The sequence below is a fragment of the Bifidobacterium scardovii JCM 12489 = DSM 13734 genome, from assembly GCF_001042635.1.
Lineage (GTDB): Bacteria > Actinomycetota > Actinomycetes > Actinomycetales > Bifidobacteriaceae > Bifidobacterium > Bifidobacterium scardovii.
Genome location: NZ_AP012331.1, coordinates 199,835 through 220,777 on the forward strand (window position 1 = coordinate 199,835; position 20,943 = coordinate 220,777).

General features: G+C 65.7%; 10 protein-coding genes. 6 read left to right on the plus strand and 4 right to left on the minus strand.

The window, feature by feature from the left end:
* The first annotated feature begins 24 nt into the window (after positions 1 to 24).
* The 3 genes from BBSC_RS00795 (at position 25) to BBSC_RS00805 (ending at position 6,075) form a co-directional block, all read left to right on the plus strand.
* Positions 25 to 1,194, plus strand: coding sequence for a glycosyl hydrolase (locus BBSC_RS00795; protein WP_033516827.1), 1,170 nt, complete (start codon positions 25 to 27; stop codon positions 1,192 to 1,194).
* Positions 1,195 to 1,534: 340 nt separating this feature from the next.
* Positions 1,535 to 4,030 carry a glycoside hydrolase family 36 protein gene (locus tag BBSC_RS00800; protein ID WP_033516825.1) on the plus strand — a complete coding sequence of 832 codons (2,496 nt, stop codon included), beginning with the start codon at positions 1,535 to 1,537 and terminating at the stop codon, positions 4,028 to 4,030.
* Positions 4,031 to 4,800: 770 nt separating this feature from the next.
* Complete coding sequence (locus tag BBSC_RS00805) at positions 4,801 to 6,075, plus strand: serine hydrolase domain-containing protein (protein ID WP_033516823.1); 1,275 nt, start codon at positions 4,801 to 4,803, stop codon at positions 6,073 to 6,075.
* A gap of 234 nt (positions 6,076 to 6,309) precedes the next feature.
* Here the strand turns inward: BBSC_RS00805 and BBSC_RS00810 are convergent, their stop codons facing one another.
* Positions 6,310 to 8,697 carry a glycosyl hydrolase gene (locus BBSC_RS00810; protein ID WP_161787631.1) on the minus strand — a complete coding sequence of 796 codons (2,388 nt, stop codon included), beginning with the start codon at positions 8,695 to 8,697 and terminating at the stop codon, positions 6,310 to 6,312.
* Between the two features lie 357 nt (positions 8,698 to 9,054).
* Complete coding sequence (locus BBSC_RS00815) at positions 9,055 to 12,906, minus strand: glycoside hydrolase family 2 TIM barrel-domain containing protein (protein WP_033516822.1); 3,852 nt, start codon at positions 12,904 to 12,906, stop codon at positions 9,055 to 9,057.
* 237 nt (positions 12,907 to 13,143) lie between these two features.
* Here BBSC_RS00815 and BBSC_RS12690 point away from each other — a divergent pair, with 237 nt between their 5' ends.
* Positions 13,144 to 14,157, plus strand: a complete 1,014-nt coding sequence (locus tag BBSC_RS12690; RefSeq protein WP_053070842.1) for an AraC family transcriptional regulator — start codon at positions 13,144 to 13,146, stop codon at positions 14,155 to 14,157.
* Positions 14,158 to 14,174: 17 nt separating this feature from the next.
* Here BBSC_RS12690 and BBSC_RS00830 read toward each other — a convergent pair whose 3' ends face one another.
* Positions 14,175 to 15,653, minus strand: a complete 1,479-nt coding sequence (locus tag BBSC_RS00830; protein WP_046726160.1) for an amino acid permease — start codon at positions 15,651 to 15,653, stop codon at positions 14,175 to 14,177.
* 152 nt (positions 15,654 to 15,805) lie between these two features.
* Positions 15,806 to 16,375: a TetR/AcrR family transcriptional regulator gene (locus tag BBSC_RS00835; RefSeq protein WP_033516821.1), complete on the minus strand. Its 570-nt coding sequence runs from the start codon at positions 16,373 to 16,375 to the stop codon at positions 15,806 to 15,808.
* Between the two features lie 321 nt (positions 16,376 to 16,696).
* Here BBSC_RS00835 and BBSC_RS00840 point away from each other — a divergent pair, with 321 nt between their 5' ends.
* Entirely contained in the window at positions 16,697 to 17,398 is a 702-nt protein-coding gene (locus BBSC_RS00840) for an ABC transporter ATP-binding protein (protein WP_033516819.1), read from the plus strand.
* Between the two features lie 8 nt (positions 17,399 to 17,406).
* Positions 17,407 to 20,913: an FtsX-like permease family protein gene (locus BBSC_RS00845; RefSeq protein ID WP_081892968.1), complete on the plus strand. Its 3,507-nt coding sequence runs from the start codon at positions 17,407 to 17,409 to the stop codon at positions 20,911 to 20,913.
* Positions 20,914 to 20,943 lie beyond the last annotated feature (30 nt).

The following is a 20,943-nucleotide window of genomic DNA, read 5'->3' on the forward strand; positions in this document are numbered from 1 at the left end:
GATTCATCCGGAAAGGAATCCCATATGACTTCCATCACACCGATCCCGGTCGATCCGCGGCTCGCGCCGAACGCTCGCGCGCTGTTCGACGCATTGCACGCCGCATCCGGCGCTTTCGCGATGTTCGGCCACCAGGACGACACCTTCTGCCGTCACACCGCCGAAGCCGACTCCGACATCCTCGCCGTCGCCGGCGCCTATCCGGCCGTATGGGGATTCGACATGGGCCGCGTCGAACTCGGCTGGAACGAGAACATCGACCATATCCCCTTTGCTGACATTCGCCGCGAGATGCGCCGCGCCCACGATCTCGGCGCGGTCGTCACGCTGAGCTGGCATTCGGTCAATCCGATCACCGAAGGCGGCTACGGCGACAACATGGCCGCCGGCACGGTGGAAGCCGTGCTGCCGGGCGGGGCGCTCCATGAGAAGTACCTCGGCTGGCTCGGCGCGGTGGCCGACTTCCTGACCTCCGTGGCCGACTCGGACGGCGAACCGATCCCGATCGTCTTCCGCCCCTACCACGAGCACACCGGCGACTGGTTTTGGTGGAGTCCAGGCTCGCCGGCCCGGCCGACCGAGACCGCGCCGGAACAATACGCCGCCCTGTGGCGTATGACCGTCGACTACCTGCGCGACAAGCGCGGCGTGCACAATGTGCTCTATGCGTATTCGCCCGATCGCAGCCGTATCGACATGACCTCCGACGCCACAGTGGAACGCGGTTACCTGTACGGCTATCCGGGCGACGAGTATGTCGACGTGCTCGGCTTGGACGATTACTGGGACATCGATCAGCCGTTGGAGGGACCGGATGCCGCCGACCCGGCCGAACGGCACGGCAAGTTCGTCTCGATCCTGACCTGCGCCGGGCGCCTGGCGCGGGAGCGGGGCAAGCTCGCCGCGGCGACCGAAGTCGGCTCGCCGCGCGAATTCGCCGCCGCGTTCGGCGATGACCCGGCCACGCCTTGGACCGCGTTCATGCTGAGCGCGGCCACCGCGAACGCGGATACCCGCCGCGTGCTGTGGTATCTGCCGTGGCGCAACTCGCCGGAGGCGGTCGGCGGCGGCGCGTACGGCACGCCGGCTCCCGGATCGCCATATGCCGAGGATTTCCGCCGCTTCGTGCGAGACGATTTCATGCGTCTCGCCGATACCGTGCCCGCATGGTGCGGCAGTGACGGCAATGACTGAGCAGGCATGCCAAATCCGGCCGAACGGAGTCATGCTTTTCCTTGCTTAGGCAGATTGTTCACTTCGTAGGCAGGCCTGTCGCGGACCTGCCACGCGAGTCCCCTATGATTCCAACCGTTCTCGGAGACGGTTCGCGCTGGTACCTGCCTACGAAGCGAACAATCTGCCTAAGCAATGCGGCATGGCGGGCATTCGCCCGTCGAAAGCGGTTCCTGGTGCCTTGTTTTCGCATCGGCAGAAACGCGATTGCCTCGGGTGGGATAAGCCGGTAGCGTTGACTGATGGGTCCGTAACGTAACCACACAATGCGCGCTGTGCAGCGCGCGCCAACGAAGGAGATATGGTGGTCGATAACAATCATGTGGGGAATGCCGTTGTGCCCGATGCAAACGGGCGGTTCTCATGGGGCAACGGCGTGGTGTCGATGGTGTTCGACACGGCCGGCGACGAGCCGGTGAGGCTGAGCGGGCTGTCGGGGCGTGGCATGGACGCCGCCGGCGTGGATGCCGCGCCGCAGCGCGATCCGCGCCCGATCGTGGAGGTGCTCGCTGCCAACACCGGTTCCCATGACAACCGGCTCGCGCTGATCGCCACGGTGGCCGGGTCGAAGCTGCGCTTCACCGGAGCCGTGGCAAGCGTGGTCCCGGCGCCGGGGGAAGCCGGGGCCGCGGGTTCGGCTCCGGCCGGCACGTACCGTCTGGAGATCACGCAATTCGCCCCGTACGACCAGTTGCAGCCGAGCGGCCGCCCGATGGAAAGCTCCGATCCGGGAGCCGCCCGCAAGCTGGCCGAAGCCGCTGCTGTTGCCGTTGATGGGGCCGGGACTGGCGGCGGAGCGTCCGCTGCCTCCGGCGCCGCCGGCGACGGTTCGCGTGTCGGGACTCCCGCCGACGGACTGACCGTCGTCTCCGTGTTCGAGGCGTATCCGGGGGTGTCGGCGGTGCGCGCGTACACGATCCTGCGCTCGCCGCGGCCGTTCCCGGTCGAGGCGGTGACGTCGTTGAACCTCACGCTGCCGTTGGACGCGAGCGGCGCCACGGTGGAGTCGTCACGCCTGTATTGGGGCGATAGCGCATGGGCGGTCGAGAATGACTGGCACTGCGCGAATCTGCGGGACACCGCGGTGCGTGACCGCAATCTGGTCATCAACCCGGGCGAGTCGAGCTCGCGGTTCGCGCTCAGCTCGGCCTCGACCTGGTCGACCGGCGTGCACCAGCCGGCCGGCATCATAGAGGCGTCCGGCGCCGGGGCCGGTGTGGCCGCGTTTTCGGTGATGTGGCAGATCGAGCACAATGGCGCATGGGAATGGGAGGTCGGCGAGAACGATCCCGGCCTGCACATCGCCGCGTTCGGGCCGGAGTATCAGGATCATCACTGGGACACCGCGTTGGGCGAAGGCAATGACTTTACGAGCGTCCCGGTCTCGTTCTCGGTTGCGGCCGGCGACTGGCAGTGGGCCGTCGCCGAAATGACGCTGCAGCGCCGCGCCCTGCGCCGCGCGAAGGCCGCGGAGCTTGGCCGCGAGGCCGAATTTGAGCACACGCAGGGTCTGGTGGTCTACAACGACTACATGAACACCCTGTTCGGCGATCCGCGTCTCGGCAAGGAGCTGCCGCTGATCGAAGGCGCCGCGAAGGTCGGCGCGGATGTGTTCTGCATCGACGCCGGCTGGTACGACAGCACCGATGACGGCTGGTGGGACATGGTCGGCGAATGGGAGCCCTCCACGAACCGTTTCGGTGACGCCGGCCTGGCGGGGCTCGCGCAGACGATCCGCGATCATGGCATGGGATTGGGCCTGTGGCTCGAGCCCGAGGTGATCGGCGTCAAGTCGCCGCTGGCCGCAACGCTGCCGGACGAGGCGTTCTTCACCCGCCATGGCGTGCGCGTGTGCGATTCGGGCCGGTACCTGCTCGACTTCCGCTCGCCGGCCGCCCGCGAGCATGTGACCCGTACCGTCGGCCGGTTGATCAGCGAGTTCGGCGCGGTGTTCTTCAAGTTCGACTACAACACGGTTCCCGGCACCGGCACCGACCGCGACGTCGAGTCGGTGGGTGGCGGCCTGCTCGCGCATTGCCGCGCGTACCTCGACTGGCTGGACGATCTGCGCCGCCGTCATCCGGACGTGATGATCGAGAACTGTGGCTCGGGCGCGATGCGCGCGGATTATGCGCAGTTGTCGCGTCTTGACCTGCAGTCGACCTCCGACCAGTGCGATCCACTGATCTACGCGGCGATCGCGGCCGGCGCCGGATTGACGATCCTGCCCGAGCAGCAGGGCAACTGGGGCTATGCGCAGCAGGAGATGGACGACGAGACGGCCGTGCTGACGCTCGCGACCGGCGTGCTCGGGCGTCTGTACCTGTCCGGGTTCATCAACCGCATGGACGAGTCGCGGCTCGGCTTGGTCCGCGACGCGATTGCGTTGCAGCGCCGCGTGCTCGCCGAGCAGGAGCGTCTGGTGCCGTGGTGGCCCGCCGGGCTGCCTGACTTCAACGGCGACTGGCTGGTCTCCGGACTGCGGCCTGAGCCGGTTGCGCAGGTCACGGGCGCTGTTGGTGCTGCTGGTTCCGTGGGCTCCGGGAATGATGGCGCGCCCGATGCCGCCGTATCCTACCTGACGGTATGGCGCCGTGGCGGCGAATCCTTCGTGGATGTTGCGCTGCCGGAATCCGCCGCGATCCGTCAGATTTTCCCGGAGCCCGCCAATGCGAGCCATGCGCCGAACACCGCCGTGTGGAGCGTCGAGCGGCTCGATTCCAGCGTGGTGCGCATCCATGCGGCCGAAACCGGCCAGCCCTCCGCCCGCATCTTCGCCGTGGAGATGGCCGAGTAGACGCAGCGCGCGCCGGGGGCGGCTCCGGGGCGTTGCGGATGCTCGGTCGCCCGGCGCCTGTTCTGCAGGTGCGGGATTTAGGTATGTGACGCCGTAGAGGGGCACTTCTTCTATGGGCTAGATGCGATGCTCCGCTTGCGGACAGCTAGGCGGGGCGGAACTTCTACAGTCTGAGGGGTCTGCTTCGCCGGGGCTTTTCGGCGGGGCGGTGATCATATCCTCCAGAAGGTTTGCCCTGCTTGGAATGGGTTAAGCGGAGTGGAGCTTCTGGTGGTTGACTGGTTTGCCCCGTTGGAAGTTCTTCGGCGGAGCGTGGGGCATATCCTCTAGAGGATATGCCCCGGTAACAGGTATCTAAGTGAAGCGGTGTATCTATGGTTTAGAAGTTTTGATTTGCTGTTCCCTCTTCAGAGGGGCGCCGGTGCTGTCCCTAGGAGGATTGCCCCGATGATGATTCTCTGAGCGGGGTGAAGCCTCTGCAGTCTGGCGGGTTTGCTTCGCCGAGAGCTTTCTGGTGAGGCAGCGGTCATATCCTCCAGAAGGTTTGCCCTGCTTGGGGTGTCCTAAGCGGAGTGGAGCCTTTAGCGTCTGGAGAGGTTGCCCCGCTGAAAGCCCTCCGCGGGGCGTGAACCATACTCCCTAGAAGACTTACCCCAATAGCGGGCCTCTAAGCGTGGTAAAATGTCTATGGTCTAGATGTTTTGCGCCAATTACAATACAACACAGGTAAATCCGGCGTCTTGTCAGGCGCCTTCAAAGGAGCGATACCCATGACTCAATCCGGGCGCGTGCAGCGTCTCATCCAGGATGCATTGGACCGTGCGGTCGATAACGGCGAGGTGGCCGGCGTAAACATGCTGGTCGTCCAGCATGGCGAGGAACGGTGGTATGCCGAAGCCGGCATGCGCAGCATCGAGCGCGGCGAGGCGATGACCCGCGACACGATCGTCCGCCTGTATTCGCAGAGCAAGCCGATCACCGGCACCGCCGCGATGATATTGGCCGAGCGTGGGCTGCTTGACCTTGCATCGCCGGTCAGCGACTACTTGCCCGGATTCAAGGGGCAGCGCGTCACCACGGAATTCATCGACCGCCTGTCGAACGACATCCCGACCGAGGCCGCGGGCACGACCGGCAACCATGACGACGACGGAACGCATACCGCCCCGGCCGTGCGCGAGGTGACGGTCAAGGACCTGCTGACCATGACCTCCGGCCTGCCGTACGGCGACTCCGCGTTCGAGGCCGGTCGTCTCGCCGGCAAGGTGTACGACGAGCTCGATGCGCGTCTGCATGGCCCGGACCCGATGGGCACCGTCGAGTTCGCGAATAGGCTGGGGCAGTGCCCGCTGCGATTCCAGCCGGGATCGCGCTGGATGTACGGCACGAGCGCCGATATCGTCGGCGCGATCGTCGAAGTGGTGAGTGGCAGACGATTCGGCGATTTCCTGCATGACGAGATATTCGGCCCGCTCGGCATGGACGACACCGCGTTCTATGTGCCCGAAAGCAAGCTGCACCGTCTTGCCGCGATCTACGACAATCCGGACAATCCGCTGGATCCGGCCAACGCGGGCAAGCCGCTGCGCGAGATCGTCACCGACCACCTCGGCGTGGAGTACGCGCCGACCAAGGACCCGGCGTACCAGGCCGGCGGCGCGGGGCTCAAATCCACTTTGGACGACTATGCGAAGTTCGGTCGCATGCTGCTCAACGGCGGCGAGCTGGGCGGCGAGCGCATCCTGCAGCCGAAGACCGTGCGCATGATGACCTCGGGCTCGATGTACGCCCGGCACTACCCCGATTTCGAGGAATGGCAGCCCGGCTGCAACTACAACACGTTCATGCGCATCGTCGAGGAACCGGGCAAATCCACGATGATCAGCAACCCGGGCGAATACGGCTGGGACGGCTGGCTCGGCACGTATTTCTGCAACGACCCGATGAGCGATTCCACCTTCCTGTTCATGATCCAGCTCGCCAACGCCGGCACGACGGCGTTCACCCGCAAGGTCAAGAACATCGTCAACGCGCACCTCGAATAGGGGAACACGAATAGGGGGCCTGCTGAGGGCGGTGCTGGTTGGCTGCATCAGCGTGAAGCACCGGCGCATTGCAAGCCGTTGAAGTGATGCCGGACGATTCATGACGCCAACACGGCTGAGGGGCGGAATGGCATGACCATTCCGCCCCTCAGCCGTGTTGGCGGGTCTTTGTCATGTGGATCTCGGGAAGGTCGGAGACCCACATGACAAAGACCTTCAGTTGGCCTTGACGCGTCAGCCGCGCTTTGACGCTCGGAGCGCGAGCCAACCGCCTGCCAGCAGCATCAACGCGATGCCGGCGATGGCGGCCACGGCGGCACCGGTCGACGCCAGATCGGCCTTGTTGCCACTCTGCTTCTGATGATCCGAGGCCTGCATATTCGACTGATTCTTGTCAGACGACTGATCGCTCGGCTGCTGCGGCTGATCCGAGGGTTGTCCCGAAGGCTTTTCCGCGGGCTGCTGCGGCTGCGGGGTTTCGGAACCGTCATTGCCGTTGCCGGTGTTTCCGTTGCCGTCCTCGCCCTTGTTGCCGTCATCTCCGCCGTTGTTGTCCTGATCGTCGGCATCGTTGGTCAGGTGGATGTTGTCGATGACGATGGCGCCGTTGCGGGGCGTGTCTCCCCCGTTGTCGTTGATGTACAGGCTGAACCCGGTGACCTTGGCCAGGCGTGCGGCGTCCAGCTTCTCGCCGGCGTGCGCGGTATCCCAGGCGGCGGGCACGAACTCGTCGGCGGTGAGCGTGACGGTGCGCCTGCCGGACTGCTCCAGGGACGGGTATGCCTCGAAATAGATGCCGTCGGCAACGACCTGCACCACCATCTTCTGGCCGGAGCCGTCCGAGGTGAGATCGAAGGCGAGTTCGTCGTACCGCGACCAGTCGGTCACCGGCAGGGACCCAAACGTCACGCCGACGTAGTTGGTCGTGCTGAAATCGTAGGACATGCGCAGGGCCTTGCCGTTGGCGCCGCCATCCACCAGCGACAGCATGTCGGTAGCGCCGCTGTTGACCGCATAGCTGGTGCGCAGTTCGTCGTCGTCCACGTAGGAGTCGAAATTGTCGATGACGTTGGGTGCCGAGGTTGGGCGGCTGCCGAGAATGACGTCGGCCGCGTCGGTGAGCTCGCCCTGATCGGTGACTACGTGGAGCTTCAGCGTGACGAGTCTGTTGGTGCGCAGTTCGGCGGGCACGTCCCACGTCGTCTTGAGATAGCCGTTGGCGTCTTCGGCCATGGCGTACTGGGTGCCATCGTCGCCGGCGGTGAACCAAGCCTTGGATACGGTTGCGTCGCCATCCACCTTGGCGTAGATGTCGGTGGTCTGCTGTTCGATGCGGGTTCTGGAGACCGGGTTGGCGAAGTGCACGACCGGGGTGTAAGGCACGGCTTCGTAAGAGCCGGAGAAATCGTTGGCCTCGCCGCTGGCCAGCACCAGACCGGGGCGCTTGGCGAACGTGGCGAAGTCATCGGCCAGCGCATTGCCTTCCCACGGCACGAATGCGTTATCGGTGCCGAAATTCGCCCAAGTGAGCATGTACGCGATGCCACGGGCCTCGGGATCGGCCTTGATGGTGTCGAATACGTGGGTGAACCATTCGGGGTCGGTCACGTTTCCGGTGACTCCCTTGTTGCCCAATGGGCCGAATTCGGTCATGGCGGGGATCTTGCCAGTGGCGCGCGCCTTGCGCACGATCATGGCCAGATCGGTCACCGCGCCCTTGGCCCAAGCCACGGTATCCGCCGAATCGTTGTCGTACAGGTCGTAGCCCAGCACGTCCACGTACTCGTCTCCCGGGTATGCCGCGAGATAACGCTGTTCGTCGCCGTTGAACGTGCCGTTGGGGGAGTAGGCGAAGAGCAGGTTGTGCACATTCTTGGTATCGCGCAGGTAATCGACGATGTACCGGTACAGCGCGATGCGCTCCGCGTCGGTGGCGTGGCCGGCGCCCCACCAGAACCAGGCGCCGTTGCTCTCATGCAGCGGACGATAGATGATGGGGATCAGTGTGCCGTCCGCACGCTTGGACTCCTGCGCGAACCGCGCCACGGCGTCCAGATATTCGTTGAGCTTGGGCTGCAGGTCGCCTCCGGGCAGCAGACGGTCCACGGCGCGCGTGGTGTCGTTGAAGTTGCCTCCGGTGGCGGGGTTGTACCAGTGCGACGACAGGGTGACGATGGCTCCGATGCTGTCCGCCTGGCGGACCTCGTCGGCCATCTTGGTGATGTTCTCATCGATGGATGCATCCTGCGAGCCGGGCCCCTCATAGCCGTAGAAGGAGAGCGTGTCCATGCCCCACATCGCCGGGTACTTGCCGGTCAGCGCATAGACATCGGAGTTGGTTCCCTTGTTCTGTTCGGGTGTGGAGATGGCATAGTCCACGGCATGCTGATGCCCGAACAGGGTGTTGCCGCCGTTATCCCTCAGCTTGGCGAACAGATCCTTGGTTTCGGGGGTGGCATGCGTATCGGCGATATTGACCGTCGATGCGGTGGCTGGTGCCTGCGCGGGCTGTTCCGTGGCCATGGCGGTGCCGGACAACAAACCGCCGCCCGCTGTTGCCATGGCAAGTGCGCACACGACTGCCGTGAAACGCCGGCGCGTGGTGGATGGTGTGATGGGCATGGATGTGGTTTTCCTTTCTTCCGGCGAACCTGCTCGGCTTCGAGCGCTCTGCATTGAGTTAACCGGTTGAGTAAAAGTATAGATATAATCAGCGTACTTTCAATGTGTTCCCAGAAAGAAAAGGCGAAATCCTAATGTTTTGTAGGTAAAAAAACTCGGAAAGTGATACTTAACCGGTTGTGTATCAGCGTGTTGTTGGTTATTGATTGGAGCCGCAAGCGGGAATGGGATGGAACGCACTCATAGCGGATGCATCCATAAGAAAAACAGCTTCCCGCGTGGGAAGCTGTGAAGGATTTTCGCATTTGGAAGCCAGGGGGGCGCCGTGCGGCGTCCCCATACAGCCGTTGCGAGCCGCTACGCCTGCGGGAGGAACGCGACCTCGAAGGTGAATCGTTCGGCGTCGAGGCGGTACCGCTCGAGCAGGGCGGGGCCGCAGCTGTTCGAGCCGATGCCGGACTGCTGGTAGTCCACGCACACCACGGTGGAGGCGGACGGCTCCAGCTCGCTGTTGTGCGCCTTGGCGGTGAGCTCCTCGGCCGTGTACGGCAGGGCCTGGAAGTCGAAGGTCGAATCCCCGCCCAGCACCGTCAGCGACGCGGAGCCGTCGGCGGTTTCAACGCTCGCCCAATCGCAGTCGTGGTGGTTGCCGTTCTCCTGCGGCTTGATGTACGGCTCGAACATCGATTCCGGCGTGCCCGAGAAAACGCCGTGGTAGCTTGCGCGGCGCTTGTCCGCGTAGCTCTCCACCGGGCCGAGGCCGCAGTACGTCACCTTGCTCATCGCCTTCGGCAGGAACAGGCGCAGGCCGAAGCGGGGCATGAACGGGAACCTCGTGTCGCGCTTCACGTCCATCGTCAGTTCCACCGCGCCGTTCGGATGGATCGTCCACGAGGCGTCGATGTCGGCGATGCGCTGCACGATCGGCGCGACCAGCGCCATCGTCACGTTGACCGTGATATCGCCGTCGACCAGTGCGGCATCCGGCGTGCCGGCCGCATCGGAGCCGTTGGCGGCCGGATCGTCCGAAGCCCCGAACGCGGCCACCAGCAGATCCTGCTCGTCCTCGGCGGTGACGTCGGCGGCGGGGTCGGCGGCCGAGGAGGCGGCCGGCGCGAACACCAGATCGTCCTCGTCGACCAGGATCTCGGTCGCATAGGCGCGGGCGTAGGCGTGGTCGTACTGCGCGAGCTCCCACTCGTGGCGGACGTTGCGGTCGTTGTCGGTCGGCGCGCGCCACACGTTGAGCTCCATCGGCCGGTCGAGCAGCGAGCGGTTCGCATACGTCATCGACGAGAACAGGCCGGTGCGCTTGTCGATCACGTAACGGAAGTCGGGGGATTCCACGGTGATCGCGGCCGCGGATTCCGAAACCTCCACCACATCGTCGTCGATATCGGCGGTGTCGGTGCAGTCGGCGCCGCCCTTTGCATCGGAGTCGAGAGTTGTCGGTGCGCCATCCGCGAGAGCGGCCTCATCCGGTTCGTCATCGGGCGAAGCATCGTTGGAATGACGCGCTTCCTCGAGCGCGGCCACCACGGTCTGGTTGCGGTTGTCGCCGGTGGGCACCGACAACTCGTCGAAACCGAGCAATCCGGCCTCGACGGCGTCGTTGCCGGGCAGCTGATAGTACTGCACGAGCAGCGTGGCCTTGCCGGCGTCCAGATCGTCGATCGCCGCGCGGATCTCGACGGGCAGCGGCACCGTCGTCTCTCCATGGGGCTCGATCGAAGGCGCCGTGGGGACCCAGTTGCCGGGGCGATCGGCGCGGAACGCCTCGCCAGCCTGCGGATCGGCCTCCCACGAGGCCTCCGCCACCGGCTCGCCGTCCACCATGAGCGTGAATTCGAGCGCCATGTTCGCATCGGCGGCGTCGAGGAAGTCCCAGTAGTTGTGCAGCGTCACCGTGCCGGCGGCCGCGTCGAAGCCGGCCACGCGCACCGGGCGGTACACGTTCTTGAACTCCAGCAGGCCGGTGTGCGGCGTGCGGTCCGGGTACACCAGGCCGTCCATGCAGAAGTTGCCGTCGTGCGGGTACTCGCCGGAATCGCCGCCGTACGCGTACTCGCGCTTGCCGGCCGGCGAGGTGCCGCGGTCGATGGCATGGTCGCACCACTCCCAGATGAACCCGCCGACCAGCCCGTCGTAGCGCTGGATGAGCTGGAAGTAGTCCTCCAGATCGCCCGGGCCGTTGCCCATCGCGTGGCAGAACTCGCACATCACGTACGGCTTGATGCCGTTGTCGCCGTCGTCGCCGTTGGACCCGTCGCGCTTGCCGTCCGGCGTGCGCGGCCCCTCCTCGGAGAAGTATTGCTCGATCTCCGCGAGGGAGGGGTACATGCGGCTGTGCACGTCGATGTGGGAGAAGTCGTACTCGCGGTCGCCGGTCACGTACCGCGCGCTCTCATAGTGCGTCAGGCGGCTCGGGTCGAAGGTCTGCGTCCAGGCGAGCGCCGCCTCGAAGGTGCATCCGTAGGCACACTCGTTGCCCATCGACCACATGATGATGCTCGCGTGGTTCTTGTCGCGTTCCACGCTGCGCTGCGCGCGGTCGACGGTCGGCGCGGTGAACGCCGGATTGTCGGCGATGATGCGGGCCCACCGCTCGCTCTTGGCGTCCCAGCCCATATCCTTGTCGATGACCTCGTCCGTGCCGTGGCTCTCGTTGTCGGCCTCGGCGATGACGTAGAATCCGAGCTGGTCGAACAGGTCGTAGAAGTGCGGCGCGTTCGGGTAGTGGCTGGTGCGGATCGCGTTGACGTTGTGCTGCTTCATCAGCGTCAGATCGCGCATGATCTGCTCCTCGCTGATCGCCGGGCCCGTCACCGGGTCGGAATCGTGGCGGTTGACGCCATGCAGCTTGATCGGCTTGCCGTTGACCTTGACCACGTTGCCGTCGACGCTGACCTCGCGGATGCCGATGTGATCGGTGATCGTCTCATGCTCGGTGGTGTAGACGATCGTGTACAGGTACGGGGTCTCCGCGGTCCACAGATGGGGCGCCTCGACGATGAGCTGCGCGTGGGCGGTCGGCAGGAACGCGCTGTCGCCGGCGGTCGCGCCGGAATCGAACGCGGCGGCGGATGCCGTGCCGGTCGCGGCGGCGATGCGCAGCGCCGATTCCGCGTCGGTCGCGTCGTCGTCGGTGTCGACGGCCTCGCCGACGGACTCGACGGTGCCCTCCTCCAGCGTGCCGTCCGATGCGTCGTCGGTCGCGTCGTCGTCGGCTTCGGGCTCGGCGTCCCCGTCGATGGGCTCGGCCTGCGTCTCGGCCACCAGGCTGCCGGCGGCGTCGAACAGCTGCACGGTCACCGGCACGTCCTCGTCGTCGAAGAACGCGAAATCCACGTCGACGGTGGCGTGGTCGACCGGCGCCGCATCGTACTCGGCGTCGGTCAGCCCCTCCTTGAGCAGCTCGGGATCGACGTTGCGCCAGATCGACGTGTGCGCGAAGTAGTCGCGCACCGCGTATTCGGGGCGGTCGAGCAGGTACACGTCGCGGAAGATGCCGGTCATGCGGAACTTGTCCTGGTCCTCCAGGTAGCTGCCGTCGCACCACTTGAGCACGAGCACGGCCAGCGTGTTCACGCCGTTCTCCAGCGCGTCGGTCACCTCGAACTCACTGGTCGAGTGGGACACCTGCGAATAGCCGAGGAACACGCCGTTCAGCCAGACGTAGAAGCAGGAGTCGACGCCCTCGAAATTGAGGAAGGTGCGCGGAGCCTGGGCGTTCTCGGTGTGCACGAAGTCGTGCAGGTACACGCCGCACGGGTTGTCCTGCGGTACGAACGGCGGGTCGAGCGGGAACGGGTACCTGACGTTCGTGTACTGGTGGGAGTCGAAGCCGTGGTTCTGCCACACGCTCGGCACCGGGATCGACGTGAATCCGGCCGGCGCGAGATCGCCGCGGTTGACGGTGCGGTGGTCGATGGCCTCCGCGAACCCGTCGGACGCCAGTCCGGTGAAGCCCGTCTCCCAGAACGCCGGGAGCCCGGCCGCGTGCGCGCCGGCCACTTCGGCGTCAAGATCGTAGATGCTGGCGTAGTAGCGGAAATCCCAGTCGCCGTTGAGCAGCGTGAAGCGGTCGGACTGCGTGCGGCGCTCGCCGACCGTGTCCATCCGTGCGGACGCCGGTACGTAGTATGAGCGGTTCGGCTGTGTGCCGACATGCAGATTATTGAGGTCTTCGTAATAACGAGGGATGAACATGCCTGGTGGCCCTCCTTCGGACGTGTCCGTGTGCAAGGCGCGTGATGCGCTTGCGTATGCCGCATTCCATTATGCGCTTTCCGCACGCGGAGCGCCATGGCGGTTATGCGTGATAATATGCACAAAATGATTGCTCATGGTGCATCTCTGCCCTCGCCCGCGGAACCGGCTGCGAAACCGGCCTCCGCGCCGGCCGATGCGGAGCTGGGGCGCGCACTGACCGGCAGCGTGCGCGGCATGGATATCAACGCCGGCTATCTGTACGGCGTGGATGCTGACATCGTGCGGACCGGAACGCTGATGGTCACCGCCTGCGGCCGCTACCGCATGGTGACGCGGGACGAATTCGCCACGACTCGTCTCGGCGGGCGCCGGGACTACCAGCTGCTGTATGTGCATGCAGGATATGCGACTTTCCTCAAGGGAGGGGCCGAACGGCGTGTGGGCGCCGGGACGCTGGTGCTCTATGAGCCGGGCGAGCCGCAGCGGTATGCGTATCGCGCGGCCGACGGCACCGAGGTGTATTGGGTGCATTTCACCGGCGACCGCATGCACGGACTGCTCGACGGCTTCGACGGGGCCGGGGATGGGAACGCCGGCGCGGATGGCCGGGGCGTCGTCCATCTTGAGCCGTCGGCGGAGTACGCGCGGCTGTTCAACCGTATGATCGGCGAACTGCAATTGCGCCGCATGTCGTTCGGCGAGCTGGTGGCGAACGATCTGTGCCATCTGCTGTTGATGGTCGGCCGCCAAGTGGCCGAGTCGAGCGGGAGAAGCGCGATGCCGGCGGGCATGGGCGGCGGAATGGGCGGCGGAATGGAGGCCGGTGGGGTCGCGCTGTCGGATGCCCGAGGCACCGAAGCGGATGATTTCGCCGGCATCACCGGCGTCGTCGGTATCGGATGGGCCGGAGCCGGGTATGCCGGCACCCGCCGGCTGTCGACGATGGTGCAGCAGGCGGTGCAGTATTTTCACCGGCATTTCGCCGAGAATATCAGCGTGTCCGACTATGCGCGCGAGCATGGGGTGAGCGTCAGCTGGTTCATCCGCGACTTCCGCGAATCGGTGGGCGTGCCGCCGATGCGCTACATCACCGATCTGCGTCTCAACGAGGCGCGCATGCTGCTGGAGAGCACGGTCTATCCGATCGCCGAAATCGCCGATATGGTCGGCTACGACAATCCGCTGTACTTCAGCCGGCTGTTCCGCTCACGCTTCGGGCAGCCGCCGTCGAGGTACCGCGGCCAATGATACCGGCGGCGTGGGCGTCACTTCCCGCGCGCCTGCGTGGCCTGGTAGGCGGCGAGCAGGATCGCCAGCCAGATCACGCCGGCGATCACGGCGATGCGGTAGCTCGACGAGAAGCACATGAGCACCACCACCAGCGCGAGGAACGCCAGCACGATGTACGGCATCACGCGCGCGAGCGGCAGCTTGAACTGGATGCGCCCAAGCGCCTCGTCCCCGGTCAGCCCGGCGAGCTCGCCCGGGCCGTCGCCGGCGGCGACGTGGCGGCGGAAATGGATCTCGGTGACCATGATCATCGACCAGTTGATCACGCCGGCGATGGTCGCGATGCTCATCAGATAGTTGAACGCGAACGCCGGCCACAGGAACACGACCACCACGGCCAGCGCGGTGACCGCCGCGCTGGCGAGCACGCCGGCCACCGGCACGCCGTGGAAGCTGAGCCGGCCGAGGATCTCGGGGGCGTTGCCCTGCCTGGCCAGCGAGTAGAGCATGCGCGAATTGGCGTACAGGCCGGAGTTGTAGACGCTCATCACGGCGGTCAGGCACACGAAGTTCAGGATGCCCGCGGCCGCGTGCACGCCGACCGAATCGAAGATCTGCACGAACGGGCTGGTCTTGCCGTCGATCGTGTTCCACGGCACCACGGCCATGATCACGCCGAGCGCGCCGATGTAGAACACGAGGATGCGCCAGATGATGCCGTTCGTGGCCTTCGGGATCGTGGTGCGCGGGTCTTCCGTCTCGCCGGCGGTGATGCCGATCAGCTCGGTGCCGCCGAAGCTGAACATCACCACGCACAGCGCCATGAGCAGGCCGGTCCACTGGCCGTCCGAGGTGTGCTGCATGAGCCCGTTCGGCAGGAATCCGCCGTCGAGCGCGAACCAGTTGGCGAAGCTTGCCCTGATGCCTGAATCGGTCGGCAGCCCGGCCGCCAGCACCGCCAGTCCGCCGGCGATCATCGCGACCACGGCCACGATCTTGATGATCGCGAACCAGAATTCGAACTCGCCGAACTTGCTCACGCCGAGCAGGTTTGCGGCGGCGATCACCACCAGGAACACGGCCGCCGAGACCCATTGCGGGATGGCGGGGAACCAGTAGTTGACGAAGCTGCCGACCACCGACAGCTCGACCATCGACACGAGGATGTAGTTGAACCAGTAGTTCCAGCCGCTCACGAAACCGGCGCGCTTCGACCAGTACCGGGTGGCGTAGTAGCTGAACGCGCCGGCCCTCGGATCCTCGACCGACATCTCGCTCAGCGCGCGCACGATCATGAAGATCGCCAGACCGCCGACCAGATAGGCGAGCAGGATCGACGGGCCGGCCAGCGCGATCGACTCGCTGGAGCCGTAGAACAGGCCGGTGCCGATGGCCCCGCCCAATGCGATGAGCTGAATATGGCGGTTTTTCAGTGATTTGCGGAGCGTCGCGGGGGCTGGTGTTTGGCCCGGCGACGCTGCCGGCGCGTATGGACGCTTGTTCGCTGCATTCATGCCATCTTCTCCCCATGCGTGTGGTTCCGGTGGTTCCGTGTGGTTCCGGCGGTTTCGGTGGTTCCGGCGGTGCCAGGCGTCTGCCTGATCCGCGCCATGCTGCCTGATTGTAAGCCGTTCCGCCGCGCGCCTTGCCGGGGCCGGCGGGGCCGTCACCTGCCGGTCGGCATGCCCATTGTGAAAATCGTGTGGGCAACGGCTTCGGGCGAGGCCTCGAGATCGGTGGACAGCCAGTACTGCAGCAGCCCGATGCTGCCCGAGACGGCGAACCGCATGCGCATCTGCGCCTCGGCCGGGTCGGCCGCGGCGTTCTGCAGCTGTTCGGCGATCGCGTGCCGGCTGTATATCAGCCCGAGCAGCTGCTGCTGGAACCCCACATCGGCCTGCGGGCTCATCAGCACCCGCAGATGGTTGCGGTTGTCGGCGATGTATTGGCAGATGTGCCCGATGATATGCTCGATGCCGGCGGCGTCCGGCTGCGCGAGCAGCTGGTCGAGCGCGCCCGTGATCCAGTCCATCGTCTCGTCCTCGATGTCGTGCATCATCTCTTCGATGCTGTCGTAGTGCGCGTAGAACGTGGAACGGTTCACGTCGGCGCGTTCGCACAGCTCCTTGACGGTGATCGCGCCGAGCGTCTTTTCGTGCAGCAGCTCGATCAGCGCGTCCTGCATGGTGCGTCTCGTGTACCGGGTGCGCCGGCTGTCGGTCAGTGTTTTCGCCATGACGTCCCCCTGTGGTCGATTCGTCCGGTTTGCCGGTATGTCGGTCTGCGGTCCTGTCGGTTTCCGGCCCCTCCCGGTCTTTCCGGTTTTCCTGCCCTGCCGGTTTTTGCCCTGCCGGCCCGTCGTGGCGCCGTGCCGCGCGCCGTGCCGCGCGTGGCTGGCGCGCGGGCCGACACAAGATAAGCCGACTGTTGGTTGCGAAACCGACATGGTGTTGTTTTACTTGAGTATAGCAACAATCGCCGGCGTCCGCCCGTAAAACGATGCCGGCGGCGGGCGGAGACGCGCGGAGGAGCGCGGGAACCATGCGGGAGGCGTGCGATGGCGTACATAGCATTTGACCGGGTCGTCAAGGAGTACCCGTCCGGCGGCAGCGTGATCCGCGCGCTCGACGAGGCGAGCTTCACCGCCGAACAGGGCGAGCTCAGCGTGATCCTGGGCCAGTCGGGCGCCGGCAAAACCACCGCGCTGAACATTCTCGGCGGCATGGACACCGCCACGTCGGGCCGGGTCGTCGTCGGCGGGCGCGACATCACCGGCCTGCGGAAAAAGGAGCTGATCGCCTATCGGCGCGACGATATCGGCTTCGTGTTCCAGTTCTACAATCTCGTGCCGAACCTGACCGCTCTGGAAAACGTGGAGCTCGCCTCGCAGATCTGCCCCGACCACTTCGACCCGGCCGATACCCTGCGCAAGGTCGGGCTGGGGGACCGGCTCAACAATTTCCCCGCGCAGCTGTCGGGCGGCGAGCAGCAGCGCGTCTCGATAGCCCGGGCCATCGCCAAGAAGCCGAAACTGCTGCTGTGCGACGAGCCGACCGGCGCGCTCGACTATGAAACCGGCAAGGAGGTGCTCCAGCTGCTGCAGGATTTCTGCCGCGACGAGGGCATGACCGTGATGATCATCACCCACAACTCCGCGCTCGCCCCGATGGCGCACAAGGTGATCCGGTTCCGTTCCGGCAAGGTGACCAGCGAGGAGCGCAACGCCTCGCCGCAGCCCATCTCCGACATCGAATGGTAGGGGCCGGCATGGCAAGGCATGGGAGAACCGGCCCGAACGAGGCGCCGGTGCACGGACTGGACGCGTTCGCCGAGTACGACACGGCGGCCATCGGCATGGCACCGGGCCGCGGCGGTGACGCCGGAACGGATAGGCCCGCGGCCGCCAAGGCGAAGGGCTCCGGCATGTCCGGCGCGTTCGTCAAGGACACCCTGCGCTGCTGGCTGCGCGGATGGAAGCGTTTCGCCTCGATCGCCGTGATCTCGCTGCTGGGCGTCGCCGTGCTGACCGGCATCTATGCCGGCTGCCGCGACATGTTCCTGGCCGCGAACCGCTTCTACGACGCCCAAGGGCTGCACGATATCCAGGTGATGTCCACCTACGGCCTGACCGAGGACGACGTGGACGCGCTCAGGCAGGTCAAGGGCGTCAAAACCGTGCAGGCCGAGCGCAGCCAGAGCGTGGAAACCACCGTCGACGGCACCGACAAGACCGTGACGATCAGCGAGATCGGCACCAACGGGCTGGATCAGCCCTATCTGCAGAGCGGCCGCATGCCGAGCAAAGCCGGCGAGGTCGCCGTCACCAAGAAATTCCTGATGGACAGCGGGCTCGCCATCGGCGATACGCTGACCGTCACTCCGGTGGAAACGTCGCAGGGAACCGCCGATGCGGCCTCGTCGTCGGCGCAATCCGGGGATGCCTCCACGGAGGAATCATCCCCCGGCTTTCCCACGGAACTGACCATCACCGGCGAGGTGCTCGACCCGAAGGACCTGAGCAACCCCGACGGCATCGGCACGGCCGCGTTCCGCATGTCGCTGGCCTCCGACTACACCTTTTTCGCGCCCAGCGACGGCGTGACCGGCACCATATACACGGCGATCAGCCTGACCGTCGAAGGGGCCGGGGGCAAGGACTCGTTCTCATCCGACTACGACGACACCGTGCGCGAGGTGGCCGATCGCATCACCAACACCGTGCAGAACAAACGGCAGCAGGAGCGCCGACAGACGCTGGTGGACGAGGCGCAGTCCACGCTCGACAAGGCGAAGGCCGACGCGGCCAAGCAGCTCGACGAGGCGCAGCGGCAGATCGACGATAAGCGCACCGAACTCGACAACGGCAAAACGCAGCTCAAGGAATCCAAACAGACCCTCGAAGACAGCCAGGTGACGCTGGAGAACAACGCCGACCGGCTGCAGGAGGGGCGCGACCAGCTCAACGCCGGGCTGACGCAGGCGCGCAACGGGCAGTCGCAGCTGCAGCAGGGGCTGGCCACCGCGCAGACGATGAGCGAAGTGGCCGGGCAGGCCGCATTTGCCGCCGAACAGGCCGCCGATGCGGCCGAGCAGGCGGTGCGCAACGCGGAGCAGGGGCTGACGGTTCCGTCGATCCCGCCCAACGGCGGCACCGGCGATGAAGGCGATAATGGCGCCACGCCTTCGGATGGCACGGAATCCGAAGGCGGCGGCAATGGCTCCGCGGCCGGCACGGCCCGTGACTCCGCGCTGGACGCGCTGCGCCAAGCCGCGCAGAAAGCGCGCGACACCGCTAACCAGCTGCGCGCGAAGGCTAACGAATCCTCCTCGCAGGTCGCGCAGCTGCAAGAACAGCTCGCCGCCGTCAATGCCACGATCGCGCAGCTTGAGCAGCAGTCCGAACAGTTGTCGGCGCAGGCCGAGCAGATCCGCCAGGGGCGCCAGCAGATCCGCGAGGGCTTCAAGCAGATCGAGGCCAGCGAGGAGGAGCTCGCCGACGGCGAGACCCAGCTCAAGGACGCTCAGGCCCAGCTGGACGCCAAGCGCGAATCGGCCGACAAGGAATTCGCCAAACAGCAGCAGCGCGTCGACGACATCGCCGCCGCCCGCTGGTACGTGCAGACCAGGTCGGCCATCGGCGGGTTCAGCTCGCTCAAATCCGACGTCAGCTCGATCGAGTCGATCGGGCGCGCCTTCCCGGTCGTCTTCCTGATCGTGGCCGTGCTGATGAGCCTGACGACCATGACCCGCATGGTCGAGGAGGAACGCGGCCTGATCGGTACCTACACCGGCCTCGGCTACAGTCACACGGCCATCGCCCTGCGCTACGTGCTGTTCGCCATGCTCGCGTGCCTGGTCGGCGGCGGCCTCGGTCTGCTGGTCGGGTTCCTCGGCATCCCGGCGTTCCTGCTGATCGTGCTTGAAGGGCTGTACTCGATTCCCGACATCCACCTCGAATACGACTGGTTCACCGGCACCGGCGGCATAGCCCTGTTCGTGGTCGGCATCGTGGCCGCGACGCTGATCGCATGCGTCGGGGAGATGCGGCAGACACCGGCCGAACTCATGCGCCCCAAGGCGCCCAAGGCGGGCACGCGCGTGCTGCTCGAACGCATCCCGCCGATCTGGAGGCGCCTCAGCTTCCTCAACAAGGTGACCGTGCGCAACATCGCGCGGTTCAAGAGCCGCCTGATCATGACGGTCGGCGGCGTGGCCGGGTGCACCGCGCTTATCGTGTGCGGCCTGGCCATCAATGACACGGTCGACACGATCGGCCCCAAGCAGTACGAGGGCATCATCCACTACGACATGCTGGTCGTCGGCGGAGACGACGACGCAGATGCCATGCGCAAGCGCATCGAGTCCGACGGCCGTACCGAGCAGGTGCTCGACCTGCGGATCGAAAGCGGCGAGCTCGATGCCGGCGACTCCGGCGAAACCATACAGCTCATGGTGATCCCCGACGAATCGCTCGGCGCGCTCAACGACATGGTCACGCTGAAGAACGTCGCCGGCGACCATGCGACGCAGGTCCTGAACAACGACGGCGTGATCGTCACGCAGTCCGCGGCCAACGCGCTCGGGGTTTCGGGCGGCGACGGCGTGATGCTGCGCGACGGCGAGATGCGGCCCGGCGAGGTGAAGGTCTCGGCCGTGATCCGCAATCTCATCGGTTCGGACGTGTACATCAGCGAAAGCCTGTACAAGAAGGCGTTCGGCGTATCGTCGCCGCTGACCTGGAACGCCATGCTCGCCACCCTCGACGGCACGGCCGACGACAACATCGCATACGTCGACAAGCTGTCGCGCGACCCGTCGGTGCTCAGCGCGGCCAGCACCGACGATCTGGAACGGGGATTCACGTTCAAGCTGATGAGCGCGGTCGTGGCGCTGATCGTCGGGCTTGCCGGCGGATTGGCGCTCGCCGTGCTGTTCACGCTCGCCAACACGAACGTATCCGAGCGCGTGCGCGAGATGGCCACGCTCAAGGTGCTTGGCTTCTACGACCGCGAAGTGCACACCTACGTGAACAAGGAGATGCTGATCCTGACCGGCGCCGGCATCGCGGTCGGGCTGCCGCTCGGCCGCGCGGTCGGCGGGTTGCTGACCCGCGCGCTGAGCATGCCCAGCATCTACTTCGAGGTGCAGGTGCACTGGTACAGCTATGTGATCGCCGCCGCGGCGACGCTGGTGTTCGCGCTGCTCGTGCAGCTGTTCACCAACCCGGTGCTCGACCGCATCGATCCGGTCAGTTCGCTCAAATCCGTGGAGTAGAGGCTGTTTCGGACGGTTCCGTTTCACTTC

Coding starts and splice junctions, on each gene's coding strand:
- BBSC_RS00815 (WP_033516822.1), bottom strand. CDS start 12,906: ATGTTCATCCCTCGTTATTACGAAGACCTCAATAATCTGCATGTCGGC.
- BBSC_RS00800 (WP_033516825.1), top strand. CDS start 1,535: ATGGTGGTCGATAACAATCATGTGGGGAATGCCGTTGTGCCCGATGCA.
- BBSC_RS00805 (WP_033516823.1), top strand. CDS start 4,801: ATGACTCAATCCGGGCGCGTGCAGCGTCTCATCCAGGATGCATTGGAC.
- BBSC_RS00830 (WP_046726160.1), bottom strand. CDS start 15,653: ATGAATGCAGCGAACAAGCGTCCATACGCGCCGGCAGCGTCGCCGGGC.
- BBSC_RS00810 (WP_161787631.1), bottom strand. CDS start 8,697: ATGCCCATCACACCATCCACCACGCGCCGGCGTTTCACGGCAGTCGTG.
- BBSC_RS00795 (WP_033516827.1), top strand. CDS start 25: ATGACTTCCATCACACCGATCCCGGTCGATCCGCGGCTCGCGCCGAAC.
- BBSC_RS00840 (WP_033516819.1), top strand. CDS start 16,697: ATGGCGTACATAGCATTTGACCGGGTCGTCAAGGAGTACCCGTCCGGC.
- BBSC_RS00835 (WP_033516821.1), bottom strand. CDS start 16,375: ATGGCGAAAACACTGACCGACAGCCGGCGCACCCGGTACACGAGACGC.
- BBSC_RS12690 (WP_053070842.1), top strand. CDS start 13,144: ATGGATATCAACGCCGGCTATCTGTACGGCGTGGATGCTGACATCGTG.
- BBSC_RS00845 (WP_081892968.1), top strand. CDS start 17,407: ATGGCAAGGCATGGGAGAACCGGCCCGAACGAGGCGCCGGTGCACGGA.